This window comes from Acidobacteriota bacterium, assembly GCA_009861545.1.
GTDB lineage: Bacteria > Acidobacteriota > Vicinamibacteria > Vicinamibacterales > UBA8438 > WTFV01.
The window spans coordinates 1-14,902 of the sequence record VXME01000060.1; the positions used below are offsets into that span (position 1 = coordinate 1).

Below are 14,902 nucleotides of genomic sequence, written 5' to 3' on the forward strand. Positions count from 1 at the left end.
CCCGCCCCCCCCCCCCCCCCCCCCCCCCCCCCCCCCCCCCCCCCCCCCCGCCACCGTGCATCGCGGAGGCGTCTACGTCTGCATCGAGGGCCCGCAGTTTTCCACCCTCGCCGAGTCGCGCCTGTACCGGTCGTGGAACATGGACGTGATCGGCATGACCAACCTGCAGGAGGCGAAGCTTGCGCGGGAGGCGGAGATGTGCTTCGCGACGCTGGCGCTGGTCACCGACTACGACTGCTGGCACCCCGAGCACGACGAGGTGACCGTCGAGATGGTCCTCGAGACGCTGCAGGCGAACGCCGTGACTGCGCAGAAGACGATCGCCGAACTGGTGTCGCAACTGCCCGATGATCGCGAATGCGAGTGCACGACGGCGCTGGCGACCGCGATCATCACCCGGCCCGAGGCGATTCCCCCCGAGACCCGCGCCGAGCTGGCGCCGCTCATCGGCAGGTACGTGTCATGAGCCAGGCGGTGCTGACGGTGGGTTCGGTCGCCTTCGACTCGATCCGGACGCCCTTCGGCGCGGTATCCCGCGTGGTCGGCGGCGCAGCGACCTTCTTCAGTATCGCCGCGTCGTTCTTCAGCGACGTGCGTCTGGTGGCGGTGGTGGGGGAGGACTTCGACGAGCGCCACATGCAGGTTTTCGGCGGCCGGCGTATCGACCTCGAAGGCCTGCAGCGCGTGCCGGGCGACACTTTCCGCTGGAAGGGGGAGTACAAGCTCGACCTGAACACGCGCGAGACGATCTACACGCACCTGAACGTGTTCGAGGACTTCTCGCCGCGCGTGCCGGAGGGCTTCCGTTCCACGCCGGTCGTGTTTCTCGCCAACATCCACCCGGCGCTGCAGCTGGAGGTCCTCGACCAGATCGAGGCGCCGCGGTTCGTCGCTCTCGATACGATGAACTACTGGATCGACGGGACCCCGGACGAGCTGCGCCAGGTGCTGCGGCGCGTGGACGCGGTGGTGATCAACGACGAGGAGGCGCGGCAACTGAGCGGGAAGGCGAACCTGGTGAAGGCGGCGCGCGAGATCCGCGCCATGGGTCCCCGGCGCGTGATCGTCAAGCGCGGCGAGCATGGCGTGCTGTTGACGCGGGGGGACGACTTCTTCGCCGCGCCGGGGTTGCCGCTCGAGGAGGTCTGCGATCCGACCGGGGCCGGAGACACCTTCGCGGGCGGTTTCATCGGCTACCTCGCCGCGGCGGGCGACCTTTCCGACGACGCGGTCACGCGGGCGGCCATCTGCGGCAATGCGCTGGCTTCGCTGTCGGTGGAGGACTTCGGTCTCGGCCGGCTGCTCACCCTGACCGACGAGGACATCCGGGCCCGCTTCGAGTCCTTTCGGCGCCTGACCCACTTCGATGCGCTCACGTTCTAGGCTGCTGCTCCGGGGGTTGTTCGGGGGCGTCGTGCTCTGGTGCGCGGCGCTGGCGGCGACGCCGTACGCGCTGCGGCATGACGCGACGGGGGGTGCGCTGGTCGCGGGCAGCGCCGTCTACCTCGTCGCGAGCGCCGTCTGCCATCAGCGCGCGGATCGGTCCTTCCATCCCTGGGGGGTGCAGCTCCCGGTGTGCGGGCGTTGTGCCGGACTCTACGCCGGGGCGCTGCTCGGCGTCTGCGCCGCAGGATTCTCGCGCCGGCGAAACTCCCAACGCGACCGGAGGGTCGCGCAAGGCGTCTGCGCGGTCCGGTCCTTCCGCGGCCGGACTGCGGGGCTCGTGCTGGCCGCGGCGGCGCTGCCGACCGCGGCGACCGTGCTGCTCGAGGCGGGGGGGCTGGTCGATCCCGGCAATCTCGGGCGCGCGGCGTCCGCGGTTCCGCTCGGCGCGGCCGCCTGCGCGTTCGTGGCCGGTGTGATTCGCGGAAAGGTACACTAGAGGTGATGCGCAACCGTCCGCAGTCGGCCGATCCGGGCCGCGTCGCCGCGATCTGCGCCGCCGCCTGGGCGTTGCCCGGCGCCGGACATCTCTGGCAGGGGCGTGTGTCCAAGGGAATCGTGTTCCTCGTGGCGCTGCCGCTCATGTTCATGATCGGGCTCGGTCTCGACGGGGAGCTGTTCGCCATCGATCCGTCGCAGCCCCTGGTCGCGCTGGCCGCTCTGGCCGATCTCGGCATCGGAGTCCCTTACCTGCTGGCGCTCGTATTCGGCGCCGGGGGCGGCGACGCGGCGGCCGGCACCTACGAGTACGGCAACACGTTTCTCATCGTCTCCGGTCTCCTGAACGTCCTGGTCGTCCTGGACGCGTTCGACATCGCCCAGGGCAGGAAGTAAGGCGGCGCGATGGCCAGCCATTTCATCCTGATGGTGCTGTTCGCGGGCTTCGTCTCGCTGGTCTTCTCCGTCCTGATGCGAGACGAGCCGGCCGAGCAGGCGCGTTTCGGCGGGGTGCTGTTCGCCGGCTTCGTGCTGGCGGCCACGGTGCTCGCCTGGCTGATGTACCCGTTCCCGCTATGACCGTCCGGCGCGGCGCAGGTCCGGGTCGGTTGCGCCGCCTGTTGTGGGCCTGGGGGCCGGCGGCCGGTCTGATGGCCGCCATCTGGTTCGTGTCCGGCACACCCTCGCCGCCGCGATTGCCCGGCTCGGTGTCCGACGTCACCGCGCACTTCCTGGCGTACGGCTCGCTCGGGGCGGCGATGCTGCGGGGCGTGGCCGGCGCGGAATGGCCGCGGGTCGGCGTCGGCGGCGCGCTCCTGGCCGCCGCGCTGAGCGCCGCCTATGGCGTGACGGACGAGCTCCACCAGTCGTTCGTGCCCGGCCGGACACCCGAGCTGCGGGACGTGGCGGCGGATGCACTCGGATCGGCGGCCGGCGCCGGGCTGGTGTGGGCGTGGAGTATAGTTCTTGCCGTTCGAGCCAGACGCCATGCCGGATGAGAACCTGACCATCGAGCGCGATGGGGCCGTGGCCGTGCTCACCGTCACGCGGCCCGCGGTTCTGAACGCACTGAACAACCGGACGATCATCGAGCTGGAGGCCGCGGTGAGTCGGCTGACCGCCGACGACGCGGTGCGGGTGGTGATTCTGACCGGCGCCGGGGACAAGGCGTTCATCGCCGGCGCCGACATTCGCGAGCTGGCGGAGTTGAATCCGGTCACCGCCGAGGCGCTGGCGGCGCGCGGGCACGCGTTGTGCCACGCGCTGGAGCGGATGGGCAAGCCGGTGATCGCGGCCGTCAACGGCTACGCGCTGGGCGGCGGTTGCGAGCTGGCCATGGCCTGCACGCTGCGCATCGCGGCCGACACGGCGAGGCTCGGCCAACCGGAGATCGGGCTCGGCCTGTTGCCCGGCTACGGCGGCACGCAGCGCCTGCCGCGGTTGGTCGGCGCCGGACGCGCGCTGGAGATGACCCTGACCGGCGATCCCGTCGACGCGCAGGAGGCCTGGCGGATCGGTCTCGTGAACCGTGTCGTGCCGCGGGCCGAGCTGATGGCGAGCACGATGGAGCTCGCGCAGCGGATCGCGGGCCAGGCCCCAGTCGCCGTGCGCTGCATCCTGGCGGCCGTCCGCGACGGACTCGGGATGACGCTCGCCGACGGGTGCACTCACGAAGCGAGCCTGTTCGGGCTGGCCGCCGCGACGAGTGACTGGGGCGAAGGTACGCGCGCGTTTCTCGAGAAGCGCCGGCCGCGGTTTACCGGCTCATGAGAGACACCCCTGTCATCGAGGGGGCGACCGACGCGTCGGGCTTGCGGGTCGGCCTCGTCGTCTCCGCGTACCATCGCGCGGTTACCGCCGGCCTGTGCGATGGCGCCCTGGAGGCGCTCCGCGCTGCGGGCGCCCGCAGCGCGGGGACCGAGGGCGCCGGCTCGGCGACGGTGATCGAGGTGCCGGGCGCTTTCGAGATTCCGCTTGCCGCGCGCCGGGCCGCGGAGTCCGGCAACTTCGACGCGGTCGTCTGTCTCGGCTGCATCGTGCGGGGGGAGACGCCGCACTTCGACTATCTGGCATCCGCAGTCGCGCACGCGATCGCCGCGGCGTCGCAGGCGACCGGCGTCCCGATGACGTTCGGGGTGCTGACGACGAACACGCTGGACGAGGCCGCCGCCCGCGCCGGTGACGGGCCCTCGAACAAGGGACGCGAAGCCGCACTGGCCGCCGTGCAGTTGGCCAACGTCCTCGGCTCGCTGCCGGAGTCGGGCCGGACCGGGGCGTGATTGGAGCATCCTGCCGTGCGGCGTCGCCGGACATGCCGGCGCACCGGTCCGACGAGAACGACGCAATGACGATCTCCCAGTTCTTCAGGGACCGCCTCGGCGCGCCCCTTGTCAACGCCAGGTGGTCGTGGGGGGCGATCTCGCCGTCGACCGGTCAGGTCTACCTGCGCGTCTGGGATGACGAGCGCGGTACGCTGAGAGGACGGCGCTGCGTCCGGATCACGGACGGCGAGTTCCCCGACACGGCCGACCCGGGTGACCGCGAGCGGCATGCGCACGTGCAGGAGATCGAGAGAGGCGTCAAGCCCTATTGCGTCGTTCTGACAGCCGTCGACCCCCGGGAGAGTCCGCGGAAGATCAAGTCCTTCGACGAGAGCGCGTTGCTGGTCGGCGGTGAACTGATCAAGGACGCCGAGGGGCGCTTCTGGCTGGAGGATGCGGGCCGGTGCCCGGTCCCGGCGCCCGGCGAGCAGCCTGAGGTTGCTTCCTCGGGGACGCCGCGCGAGGAGCGGCCGCGACTGGTGAAGCGCGTCGCTCGCGGCGTGCCGGAAGCTCCTTCCGACCATCCGGCGCGTCGCGAGCCGTCTCGCGCCGCCCGCGCGTCCGGAAGCCCGGCGGAGGGGCCCCCTGAGAGCCGCGGGGTGCGGAACGCACCCGGGCACGGGGCCCGCGGGCAGGGGACGGTCGCCGGAGCGCCAGGCGGGCGCCGGCGGGCCCGGGAGACGGCGCTCCAGTCGTTGCATCGGACTCTCGATACCCCGGAGGGCGTGTTCGGCGCCAGGGAGTCCCGAACGGACAACTCGCGCGAGCGCCACAGGGCTCGCGAGACCGCTCTGCAGTTGCTGTATCAGTGGGACGTCGGCCGCATCGGGGCCGGCGACCTCGACGACGCGCTCGACCTCTTCTGGACGGTGCATCCGGCGCCGGCCCCCCGCCGGGAGCTCGCGGTCGGCCTCGCCCGCGGCGCCGTGGCCGCGTTGCCGGAGATCGATGCGCTGATCGCGCGACACACCGACAACTGGCGGTCGGAGCGCCTGGCCGTCGTCGACCGGCTCATCATGCGTTTGGCCGTGTACGAGCTGCTGTTCGAACGGACGCCGGCGGCGGTAGTCATCAACGAGGCGCTGGAGCTGGCGAAGACCTTCAGCGGCGAGCGCGCGGTCGCCTTCGTCAACGGCGTGCTCGACGCCGTGCGGCGCGCGATCACGGAGGAGCGCGACCGGAGCAGCGCGCTGGGGACGTGATGGCAGAAGCCGGCGGGCGGCGTGACATGAGCGTCGGTGAACAGACGAGAACGCCCGGTGAGCCGGGACCGCAGACAGGCGACGCCCAGGCGTGGGCCGGCGTGCGTGCGGCTCTGGACAATCCCAAGGACCTCTGGAGAACAATAAAGGGTCTTGCCAAGGAGACCGGACTGGATCGCGAGCAGGTGGAGGATCTTCTGGTCCGATATGGGTCCGAGGTCGTTCGGCGAGAGGGGAAAAGCGGGCAGAGCCGTATTGCGTCGAAGGAGCGCCTCGACAAGTGGCGGCAAGGGCGTGCCACCCGGGGCGCGGTCACAGACGATGCCGCGCGGCGACCGATCAACGACGAGGAAGCGCTGGCCAGGGTGCGCAGGGTGCTCAAGAAGGCGCGCATGAGTGCGGAGTTTCCGCGTGGCCAGAGATCCATCAGCGGAATTCTGAAGGCAACCAGATTGCGCCGGGAGCTGAATGCCGAACAACGCCGGGATTATCTGGAAGCTCTCCTTGACGGGCAGCCGGACATCGAACGAATCGAACGGAAGAAGGACAGAGAGATTCTGTACGCGCTGAAGGAGCGTGGCAGCCTGGACGAGCGGGACCGGAGGAACGCGAACCACGAGGCGCTTCGGGCGCTGGGGGTCGAGCCGTACCCCGCCCGTTTCAACCGGTCAGACAATGTATCGGCGGTCGTTGACGTACACGAGGGTCGCTCCGGGGCGGAACTGGAGGACGAGCGTCCCGAGACGAGCACGGCCGGCCGCATCGTGGCAATCAGGAGCTTCGGGAAGGCGAACTTCCTGGTGCTGTCGGACGGGAAGTCGAGGCTGCAGGTCTACCTCCGGGAGGACTCCGTCAGCCCGCGCGACTTCAAGGTGTTCAGGCTACTCGACGTCGGTGACCTCGTCGGCGTCGAGGGCCGCATGTTTCGCACCCGGACCGACGAGCTGACCGTCTGGGCGAAGTCCCTGAGTTTCCTCGCCAAGTGCTTCGAGCCGCTCCCGGAGCAGTGGTACGACACCGACGTCGAGATCCGCTACCGCCAGCGCTATCTCGATCTGATCGTCAATCCGGCGTCCCGGCCGGTCTTCGAGACCCGCAGCCGCGTCATTCGGGCCATCCGCCGGTTTCTCGACCGTCGCGACTACCTGGAGGTCGAGACGCCGATGATGCAGCCGATGCCGGGCGGCGCGCTCGCCCGGCCGTTCGTGACACATCACAATGCGCTCGACCTGCCACTCTATCTGCGGGTCGCGCCGGAGCTCTACCTGAAGCGGCTCACCGTCGGCGGGATGGAGCGCGTCTACGAGATCAACCGCAACTTCCGCAACGAGGGGATCTCGACGCGGCACAACCCCGAGTTCACGATGCTCGAGTTCTACGAGGCCTACAGCGACTACGAGAAGCTGATGGACCTGACCGAGGAGCTGCTCGGCGCCGTGGCGGACGAGGTGCTCGACGGACAGGAATGCACGTACGACGGCGCGGTCATCTCGTGGCGCAGGCCGTTTGCGCGGCTTTCACTGCGCGGGGCAGTGCGCGGCGCCGTCTCGAAACGGCTGGGCCGCGACGTGTCCGAGGACGACCTCCGGGATCGGGCGAAGGTGACGGAACTGGCCCGCGATCTCGACGTCGACGTCGCGCCCGACGCCGGTCCCGGCAAGATCGCTTTCACGCTGTTCGAGGCGCTGTGCGAGGATGAGCTCGTGCAGCCGACCTTCGTCCACGACTTCCCGACCGAGGTCTCGCCGCTGTCGAAGCAATGCCCCGGCGACCCCGACACGGTGGAGCGGTTCGAGCTCTACATCGGCGGCATGGAGATCGCCAACGCGTTCAGCGAGCTGAACGACCCGGCGGAGCAGCGGCGCCGTTTCGAAGCCCAGTTGCGGGCGCGGGGCGCCGGCGACGAGGAGGCGCACGCCATGGACGAAGACTACATCCGCGCCCTCGAGCACGGCCTGCCACCCACCGGCGGCGAAGGCATCGGCATCGACCGGCTGGTCATGCTGCTGACCGACAGCCGGTCCATTCGGGACGTCATCCTGTTTCCGCTGCTGCGGCCGCTCGCCGGGTCGTAGTCAGGCATCCTCGAGCGGGGCCCATGAACCTGCCCTTCGAGCTCTACGTTTCACTTCGCTATCTCGTGGCGCGCCGCAAGCAGGCGTCCATGGCGAGCACGTCGCTCATCTCAGTGCTCGGCGTGACGGTCGGGGTCACCGCGCTGATCGTCGCGCTGGCCCTGATGACCGGGTTGCAGCAGGAGCTTCGGGACCGCATCGTCGGCTCGCAGGCCCACGTGTACGTCTGGAACGTGCTGGAAGGCGGCTTCGCGGACTACCGGGAGGCGGCTCGCACGCTGGCCGCGCTGCCGCGCGTGGAGGCTGCCGCGCCGGCGATTCCGGGCCGGGCCCTCGCCCGCAGCCGCCGCGGCGACGTCTTCATGAACGTCAAGGGCATCGACCCGGAGCTGGAGGCGGCGGTCACGGAGCTGGATACGTCGTTGAGCAGCGGAAGCCTGGCGGATTTGTCCGGCTACGACGGGCCGGCGCTCGGCGGCATCGTGATCGGCGAGGGGGTCTCGCGGGAGCTCGGCGCGTTCGTGGGGGACGAGATCACCCTCCTCACCCCGAGCGGCACGCTGTCGCCGATGGGGGTGCTGCCGCGTCCCCGCCGCCTCGCGGTGGTCGGCGTCTTCAGTCTCGGGATGTACCAGTACGACGCGGCGTACGGCTTCGTGACGCTGGACGCCGCCCGGCGGCTGTTCGGCAAGGACCGGGTCGAGATGATGCAGCTCCGCGTCGACGACCCCTATGCCTCGCGGGAGGTCGCCGACGCCATCCCGGAGCAGCTCGGCGACGCCTACATGACCGATGACTGGTCACAACTCAACTCGACCCTCTTCGAGGCGCTGTTCCTGGAGAAGATGGCCATCTCTGTCGCCATCGGCCTGATCGTGGTCGTGGCGACGCTCAACATCGTGTCGTCGCTGATCATGCTCGTCATGGAGAAGAGCCGGGACATCGCCATCCTCAAGACCATGGGCGCGAGCGCCCGCACGATACGGCGGATCTTCGTCCTGCAGGGGGCCGCCATCGGTCTGGCCGGGACCGCCGCGGGCGCCGCCGCCGGCTACGTCATCTGCACGGTCATGGATCGCTACCAGCTCCTGCGACTCCCGGTGGACGTGTACCAGGTGACCTACGTGCCGTTCATCATCGAGCCCTTCGACTTTGGCGTCGTCCTGCTGGCGGCGAACGCCGTCTGCCTCTTCGTGACCCTGCATCCCTCGCGCCGCGCGGCCGCCATCGAGCCGGCGGAGGCGCTGCGGTACCAGTAGGACATCGCGCCCGACCACCGCTGGCCATGCCTTTCCTGGACGTGCGCGGGTTGTCGAAGTCGTATTCCATGGGCGGGCGTACGCTGCCGGTGCTGCGCGATCTCGACCTGACCGTCGAGACCGGGGAGATGGTCGCGATCATGGGGGCGTCCGGGGTCGGCAAGAGCACGCTGCTGCAGCTTCTGGGCGGCCTCGACCGCGTTCGGGAAGGGCGGATCGAGGCCGCCGGCGTGGAGCTGACGGCCCTCGACGACGATGCCCTCACCGCGTTCAGAAACCGGCGCGTCGGGTTCGTCTTCCAGCTCCATCACCTGCTGCCGGAGTTCTCCGCCCTGGAGAACGTCGAGATGCCGATGCGCATCGCGCGGCGTTCGCCGGCGGAGTCCCGGGCGCGGGCGGAGGCGCTGCTGCGCGAGGTGGGGCTCGGAGACCGCCTCGCGCACCGGCCCGGCATGCTGTCGGGCGGGGAGCAGCAGCGGGTGGCCGTGGCGCGCGCCCTCGTGATGCGGCCGGCGCTGCTGCTCGCCGACGAGCCGACCGGCGATCTGGACGAGTCGACCGGCGCGGCGATCCACGGCCTGCTCCTCGACATGCACCGCGCGCACGGCCTGACGTCGGTCGTGGCCACCCACAACGAGCGGTTGGCCGCCGCGTGCGACCGCGTGCTGCGGCTCGCCGGTGGGGGGCTTTCCGCGGCTTGACGCGGCGCCTCGGCGGTCCGCGTGGCCGGTGCGCCGGTACCTTATAATCGATGCACAACCGAGACGCTGGCCACCACGCGTCGGAGCAGTCGACATGTTCGAGCGATACACGGAACGGGCGCGGCGTGTCTTGTTCTTCGCGCGCTACGAGGCGAGCCAGCTCGGCAGCATCTCGATCGAGACCGAGCACCTGCTGCTCGGCCTGATTCGCGAGGGCAAGGGACTGACGAGCCGCATCTTCGCCCGCTCGCGCCTGTCTCTAGAGAACATCCGCAAGGAGATCGAAGGGCGCACCGTCTTCCGCGAAAAGGTGTCCACGTCGGTCGAGATTCCGTTCAGCGCCGAGACCAAGCGCGTGCTGCAGTTCGCCGCCGAGGAGGCGGACCGGCTGCTCCACAACTACATCGGGACGGAGCATCTGCTGCTCGGCATCCTGCGCGAGGAGCGCTCCGTGGCGTCGACCATCCTCTCCGAGAAGGGGATGCGGCTCAACGCGGTCCGCGAGGACATCGTGCAGCTCCTCAACGAGAAGACCACGGTGACCCGCGTCAAGGAGACGCCGCTGCTGGCCGAGTTCAGCCGCGACCTGTCCGACGCGGCCATGAAGAACCGGCTCGACCCGCTGGTGGGCCGCGCCGTGGAGATCGAGCGGGTGCAGCAGGTGCTGTGCCGCCGGACGAAGAACAACGCCGTGCTCATCGGCGAGCCCGGGGTCGGCAAGACGGCCATCGTCGAGGGGCTGGCGCAGCGCATCGCTTTCGGCGACATCCCGCACTTCCTGGCCGACAAGCGGCTGCTCGCGCTCGACATCCCGCTGATCGTGGCCGGCACCAAGTATCGCGGGCAGTTCGAGGAACGCCTCAAGGCGATCATGAAGGAGCTGACCGAGAATCCGAACATCATCGTGTTCATCGACGAGTTGCACACGCTGGTGGGCGCGGGATCGGCGGAGGGCTCGCTCGACGCGGCGAACATCCTGAAGCCGGCGCTGTCGCGCGGCGAGATTCGCTGCATCGGAGCGACGACGCCGGCCGAGTACCGGAAGTACATCGAGAAGGACCGCTCGCTGGAGCGGCGGTTCCAGGCGGTGAAGGTCGAGCCGCCTACCGAGACCGAGGCGCTGGAGATCCTCAGCCGGATCAAGGACCGCTACGAGCGCTACCACCGCGTGGCGTACTCGCAGGAGGCGATGGAAGCGGCGGTCTACCAGTCGAACCGCTACATCACCGATCGTTTCCTGCCCGACAAGGCCATCGACCTGGTGGACGAGGCGGGGGCGCGCGCCAAGCTCCGGGCCGCGGGCTACAGCGAGGAATTCAGCGAGATCAACAAGAACATCCGCGTCGCGGTAGAGCAGATGGAGAGCGCGACGGCGCAGAAGGACTACGAACGGGCGCAGTTCTTCCGCGAGCAGGAGGTTCTCGCGCGCGAGAACCTGCAGGTGGTGCGCGAGAAGTTCGACGTCGAGGCGGGCGGCCAGCCCGTCGAGGTGGGCTCTGCGGACATCGACGACGTGGTGTCCAAGTGGACCGGTGTGCCCCTGACCACCATCAACCAGGACGAGAGCGCGAAGCTGCTCCGGATGGAGGACGAGCTGCACCGGCGGGTGATCAGCCAGGAGCGGGCGATCTCGGCGCTCGCGCGCGCCATCCGGCGATCCCGCGCGGGGCTGAAGTCGCCGCACAGACCGGTCGGCAGCTTCGTCTTCCTCGGACCGACCGGCGTCGGCAAGACGGAGCTGGCGCGGGCCCTGGCGAGCTTCCTGTTCGGCAGCGACACCGCGCTGGTGCGGTTCGACATGTCGGAGTACATGGAGAAGCACTCCGTCTCGAAGCTGATCGGGTCGCCGCCCGGCTACGTCGGCCACGACGAGGGGGGGCAGCTAACCGAGAAGGTCAAGCGCCACCCCTACTCGGTCGTCCTGCTCGACGAGATCGAGAAGGCGCATCCCGATCTCTTCAACATCCTGCTGCAGGTGTTCGAGGACGGCCATCTCACCGACGGCCTGGGCAATCGCGTCGACTTCAAGAACACCATCGTCATCATGACGTCGAACATCGGCGCCCGCCACATCCAGAAGAAGGCGGCGGTCGGCTTCCAGTCGACGAGCGCGCAGGAAGTGCAGCGCAGCGTGACGGACCTCGTGCTCGGCGAGGTCAAGCGGACGTTCAATCCCGAGTTCGTGAACCGGGTCGACGAGATCATCGTGTTCGAAGCGCTCACCGACGACGATCTGCGCGAGATTCTGCGGATGCTCGTCCGGCAGCTCAACGAGAACTTGGCCGGCCGCGACCTGCGCATCAACCTGGCCCCGGACGTCATCGACTGGATCATCGACCTGACCTGCAAGGACCGCTCCTACGGGGCGCGGCCCCTGCGGCGGGCGATCCAGCGGCACGTGGAGGACCCTCTGTCGGAGGAGTTGATTCGGGGGCGGCTGGAGTCCGGCGAGATCGAGGTCTATCTGGATGCCGGGGTGCTGGCCTACCGGGCCGCCGGCGAGGAGGTGGAGGGGCGGTGCCTCGTTTAGCAGGTTCATGCCGGCCGAAATCTGGTTCCGCACGTCCAAAATGCCGTAGAATCGTACGTAGTTCGTCTGTTACGCGGCGCTTGCCAGCCGTGACCGATGGGCGGGATGACGGGCCGGCACGGGCGGCGCCCCACGGGTGTACTTCAATGCAGGTGAATCGACCAACGGCACATCCGGAGCGGGTCGGCATGCGCGGCGCGGCCGCGGTTCTGGCTTTCTCGGCGGCATTATCAGTCGGCGTTGCACCGGCGGAGGGACAGCCTTCCATCTTCGGGACGCCGCAGCAGCAGGCGCCCTCCATCTTCGGCGGGACCCCCGAGCCCCCGCGGCCCTCGTTGCCGCCTCCCGATTCGCCGACGCTGCTCCGGAACATCGAGCTCCGGTTCCCGACCCAGGGAGGCGTGCCGGGCGTCGACCTCAATACGTACCTCTACTACATGGAGGTCGCGAAGCAGGTCAGCCTGCCGTCCCAGCAGAGGTGGACGCCCTACACGGACGAGACGGCCGAGCTCATCCTGGACGACTTCCAGCGCCTCTGGGACACCGGGTTCCTGAACGACCTGTGGATCGAGGTGGTCGACGACCCGTACCCGAACGGCGTGGAGGCCAAGCGGGTCATCTTCAACCTGGAGGAGCGCGAGCGGGTCAAGATCGTGACTTACGAGGGCTCCGAGGTGCTGAAGACCGAGGACATCCTGGAGAATCTGGAGCAGCAGGGCATCACGCTGCGGATGGATTCCTTCATCGACCCGGAGACGATACGCCGCGTCAAGGCCGTGATCCGGCAGGGGCACCAGGCGCAGGGGCACATGTTCGCGGAGGTCGATCACACCATCGAGGAGCTTCCGGGGGGGCCGAAGCTGGTCCGCCTGACGTTCCACATGACCGAGGGGCCGAAGGTCCAGGTGCACGAGATCGACTTCATCGGCAACGAGGCGATGAGTGATCGCCGGCTGCGCGGCCAGATGAAGAAGATCAAGCAGCGCTGGTGGCTCTCGTGGATGACCGGCCGCGGCACCTACAAGCCCGAGGAGTACGAAGAGGACGCGGTGGCCATCGAGGGCTTCTATCGCGACCGGGGCTACATCACGGCGCAGGTGGGCCAGCCGGAGCTCGATTACCTGGAGCTCTCGGAGGACGGCGAGACCCGCGGGCTGCGGCTGCGGATTCCCGTCGACGAGGGAGAGCGGTACCGCATCGGCGATGTGGACTTCGCCGGCAACGAGATCCTGCTCGAGAGAGGGCTTCAGCGGATCTTCGAGGATATCGAGCCGGGGGACTACTACAGCGAGGGCGACGTGCGGAAGGGCTTCGACGACGCCCGTGAGCTGTACGGCTCGCTCGGCTACTACGAGATGACCCTCGCTCCCGAGCTCGAGCCCCGGACCGAGGAGAGCGAAGCGGCGCGAGTCGCCGAGGCGGAGGCCGCTGCCGCGGCCGAGGCGAACGGGAATGGCAACGGGAACGGGAACGGGAACGGTGAATCGCACGTCGAAGCCAATGGGAACGGGAACGGCGACGGCGAGTACGTCGCTGCGCCGCGTCCGACCCGCATCGACGGCGACCCCGTCGTCGACGTCACCATCCGCGTGCAGGAAGGCGAGCAGTACTTCATCAACCGGATCGAGTTCGCGGGCAACCAGACCACGCACGACGAGGTGATCCGCCGCGAGCTGCAGGTGGCCGAGAACGCGGTGCTCAACACCGAAGCGCTCAAGCACAGCGTGCGGCGGCTCAATCAGCTCGGGTTCTTCGAGCCGCTCGAAGAACAGGGCGTCAACATCGAGAAGGTGGAGTCGGCCGAGAACGAGGTGAACCTCACGTTCGATCTGACCGAGACCAACCTGAACCAGTTGACTTTCGGGGCCGGCTACTCGCAGTTCGACGGCGTGTTCGGCCAGGTCTCGTTCCAGACGTCGAACTTCATGGGACGCGGCGAGACGTTCGGCGTCTCGGTGCAGCGCGGGCAGTGGGCCAACAACTCGCAGTTGTCCTTCACCCGGCCCTACAACTTCGGGCGTCCGATCTCTCTGGGAACGCAGATTTTCTCGCGGGAGATCGACTGGTTCAGCTTCCGGGAGAAGACGGTCGGCGGCTCCTCGACCTTCGGCATACCGCTGAGGCTGTTCACCCGCATGTTCGTGACCTACAGCCTGGAGAACTCCCAGGCCAGCATCAGCGAGTACCTGGGGCGCAACGTCGACGCGTCGTACCTGGCGGCGTACAACCCGTTCTTCGCGGACGCCCTGCTGCTCGGGAGCGACGGCAAGCGTACGGTGAGCAAGGTGACGCCGCAGCTCCAGCACAACACGGTCGATCACCCGATCTTTCCGAGCCAGGGAAAGAGCCTGTCGCTGGCCCTCGAGCTGGCCGGCGCCGGCGGCAACACGAGGTTCGTGAAGCCGATCCTGGAGGCCACCGTCTACCGGCCGCATACGGCTCGCACGATCATCGGCGCGCGCGTGCAGTACCGTCACCTGCAGGCGGGCAATCCCGAAATGATTCCGGTCTTCGAGCGTTTGTGGCTCGGCGACGAGTACTCGATTCGCGGATTCGACATCCGCCGCGTCGGCCCGACGCTGTCGGACGTCAATCCCGATGTCCCGAACAATTCGTACCAGGGACTGATCGTCATGGGCGGCAACAAGAGCCTGCTGCTCAACCTCGAGTACCAGTTCGTGCTCGGGGGGCCGGTACGGCTGGTGACCTTCTACGACGCCGGGCAGGTCCAGGACTTCGGTCGGGAGTTCAGCATGAACGACTTCCGAACATCGACCGGCGTCGAGTTGCGCTTCTTCATGCCGATGCTGAACGTGCCGTTCCGGCTGATCTACTACTACAACCCGCAGGTGGAAGGCATCTTCAACGATCGCTATCAGCCGCAGGAACGCCACGGATTCCGTTTCGCGATGGGCACGACGTTCTGACGACGC

At 68.7% G+C, this 14,902-nt stretch carries 13 protein-coding genes and 2 pseudogenes; all 15 read left to right on the plus strand.

The annotated features are described in order from the left end of the window. Positions 1-466, plus strand: a 466-nt coding sequence (locus F4X11_09295) for an S-methyl-5'-thioadenosine phosphorylase (protein ID MYN65209.1), incomplete at its 5' end; no start/stop codon positions are given. Further along, the gene (locus tag F4X11_09300; protein MYN65210.1) at positions 463-1,383 is read left to right on the plus strand and encodes a sugar kinase; all 921 of its coding nucleotides are present in this window, start codon (positions 463-465) and stop codon (positions 1,381-1,383) included. The genes F4X11_09295 and F4X11_09300, both read left to right, overlap by 4 nt. Then, positions 1,367-1,882: a DUF2085 domain-containing protein gene (locus tag F4X11_09305; GenBank protein MYN65211.1), complete on the plus strand. Its 516-nt coding sequence runs from the start codon at positions 1,367-1,369 to the stop codon at positions 1,880-1,882. Before F4X11_09300 ends, F4X11_09305 begins: the two co-directional genes overlap by 17 nt. A gap of 5 nt (positions 1,883-1,887) precedes the next feature. Then, entirely contained in the window at positions 1,888-2,277 is a 390-nt protein-coding gene (locus F4X11_09310) for a hypothetical protein (protein MYN65212.1), read from the plus strand. A gap of 254 nt (positions 2,278-2,531) precedes the next feature. Further along, positions 2,532-2,879 (plus strand): VanZ family protein, encoded by a 348-nt coding sequence (locus F4X11_09315; protein ID MYN65213.1) that lies wholly within the window; start codon positions 2,532-2,534, stop codon positions 2,877-2,879. Continuing rightward, complete coding sequence (locus F4X11_09320) at positions 2,869-3,651, plus strand: enoyl-CoA hydratase (GenBank protein MYN65214.1); 783 nt, start codon at positions 2,869-2,871, stop codon at positions 3,649-3,651. The genes F4X11_09315 and F4X11_09320 overlap by 11 nt, the downstream gene beginning before the upstream one ends. Further along, positions 3,648-4,160 (plus strand): 6,7-dimethyl-8-ribityllumazine synthase, encoded by a 513-nt coding sequence (locus F4X11_09325; GenBank protein MYN65215.1) that lies wholly within the window; start codon positions 3,648-3,650, stop codon positions 4,158-4,160. Before F4X11_09320 ends, F4X11_09325 begins: the two co-directional genes overlap by 4 nt. Positions 4,161-4,225: 65 nt before the next feature. Beyond that, positions 4,226-5,404 carry a transcription antitermination factor NusB gene (nusB, locus tag F4X11_09330; protein ID MYN65216.1) on the plus strand — a complete coding sequence of 393 codons (1,179 nt, stop codon included), beginning with the start codon at positions 4,226-4,228 and terminating at the stop codon, positions 5,402-5,404. 392 nt (positions 5,405-5,796) lie between these two features. Further along, entirely contained in the window at positions 5,797-7,479 is a 1,683-nt protein-coding gene (gene lysS, locus F4X11_09335; GenBank protein ID MYN65217.1) for a lysine--tRNA ligase, read from the plus strand. A gap of 23 nt (positions 7,480-7,502) precedes the next feature. Then, positions 7,503-8,738: an FtsX-like permease family protein gene (locus tag F4X11_09340; protein MYN65218.1), complete on the plus strand. Its 1,236-nt coding sequence runs from the start codon at positions 7,503-7,505 to the stop codon at positions 8,736-8,738. A 26-nt stretch (positions 8,739-8,764) separates the two neighbouring features. Further along, the gene (locus F4X11_09345; protein ID MYN65219.1) at positions 8,765-9,439 is read left to right on the plus strand and encodes an ABC transporter ATP-binding protein; all 675 of its coding nucleotides are present in this window, start codon (positions 8,765-8,767) and stop codon (positions 9,437-9,439) included. Positions 9,440-9,533: 94 nt separating this feature from the next. After that, a complete protein-coding gene (locus F4X11_09350; protein ID MYN65220.1) occupies positions 9,534-11,969 on the plus strand; it encodes an ATP-dependent Clp protease ATP-binding subunit in 2,436 nt (811 codons plus the stop codon). Between the two features lie 146 nt (positions 11,970-12,115). Next, positions 12,116-13,153: pseudogene (locus tag F4X11_09355) on the plus strand (hypothetical protein). Between the two features lie 399 nt (positions 13,154-13,552). Further along, positions 13,553-13,807, plus strand: a pseudogene (locus F4X11_09360) (outer membrane protein assembly factor BamA). An 87-nt stretch (positions 13,808-13,894) separates the two neighbouring features. Continuing rightward, a complete protein-coding gene (locus tag F4X11_09365; GenBank protein MYN65221.1) occupies positions 13,895-14,896 on the plus strand; it encodes a BamA/TamA family outer membrane protein in 1,002 nt (333 codons plus the stop codon). Positions 14,897-14,902: the final 6 nt, after the last annotated feature.

Excerpts from the sequence above, each read along its gene's own strand:
- F4X11_09300 (MYN65210.1), top strand. The coding sequence starts at position 463 with ATGAGCCAGGCGGTGCTGACGGTGGGTTCGGTCGCCTTCGACTCGATC.
- F4X11_09305 (MYN65211.1), top strand. The coding sequence starts at position 1,367 with ATGCGCTCACGTTCTAGGCTGCTGCTCCGGGGGTTGTTCGGGGGCGTC.
- F4X11_09310 (MYN65212.1), top strand. The coding sequence starts at position 1,888 with ATGCGCAACCGTCCGCAGTCGGCCGATCCGGGCCGCGTCGCCGCGATC.
- F4X11_09315 (MYN65213.1), top strand. The coding sequence starts at position 2,532 with ATGGCCGCCATCTGGTTCGTGTCCGGCACACCCTCGCCGCCGCGATTG.
- F4X11_09320 (MYN65214.1), top strand. The coding sequence starts at position 2,869 with ATGCCGGATGAGAACCTGACCATCGAGCGCGATGGGGCCGTGGCCGTG.
- F4X11_09325 (MYN65215.1), top strand. The coding sequence starts at position 3,648 with ATGAGAGACACCCCTGTCATCGAGGGGGCGACCGACGCGTCGGGCTTG.
- nusB (MYN65216.1), top strand. The coding sequence starts at position 4,226 with ATGACGATCTCCCAGTTCTTCAGGGACCGCCTCGGCGCGCCCCTTGTC.
- lysS (MYN65217.1), top strand. The coding sequence starts at position 5,797 with ATGAGTGCGGAGTTTCCGCGTGGCCAGAGATCCATCAGCGGAATTCTG.
- F4X11_09340 (MYN65218.1), top strand. The coding sequence starts at position 7,503 with ATGAACCTGCCCTTCGAGCTCTACGTTTCACTTCGCTATCTCGTGGCG.
- F4X11_09345 (MYN65219.1), top strand. The coding sequence starts at position 8,765 with ATGCCTTTCCTGGACGTGCGCGGGTTGTCGAAGTCGTATTCCATGGGC.
- F4X11_09350 (MYN65220.1), top strand. The coding sequence starts at position 9,534 with ATGTTCGAGCGATACACGGAACGGGCGCGGCGTGTCTTGTTCTTCGCG.
- F4X11_09365 (MYN65221.1), top strand. The coding sequence starts at position 13,895 with ATGGGACGCGGCGAGACGTTCGGCGTCTCGGTGCAGCGCGGGCAGTGG.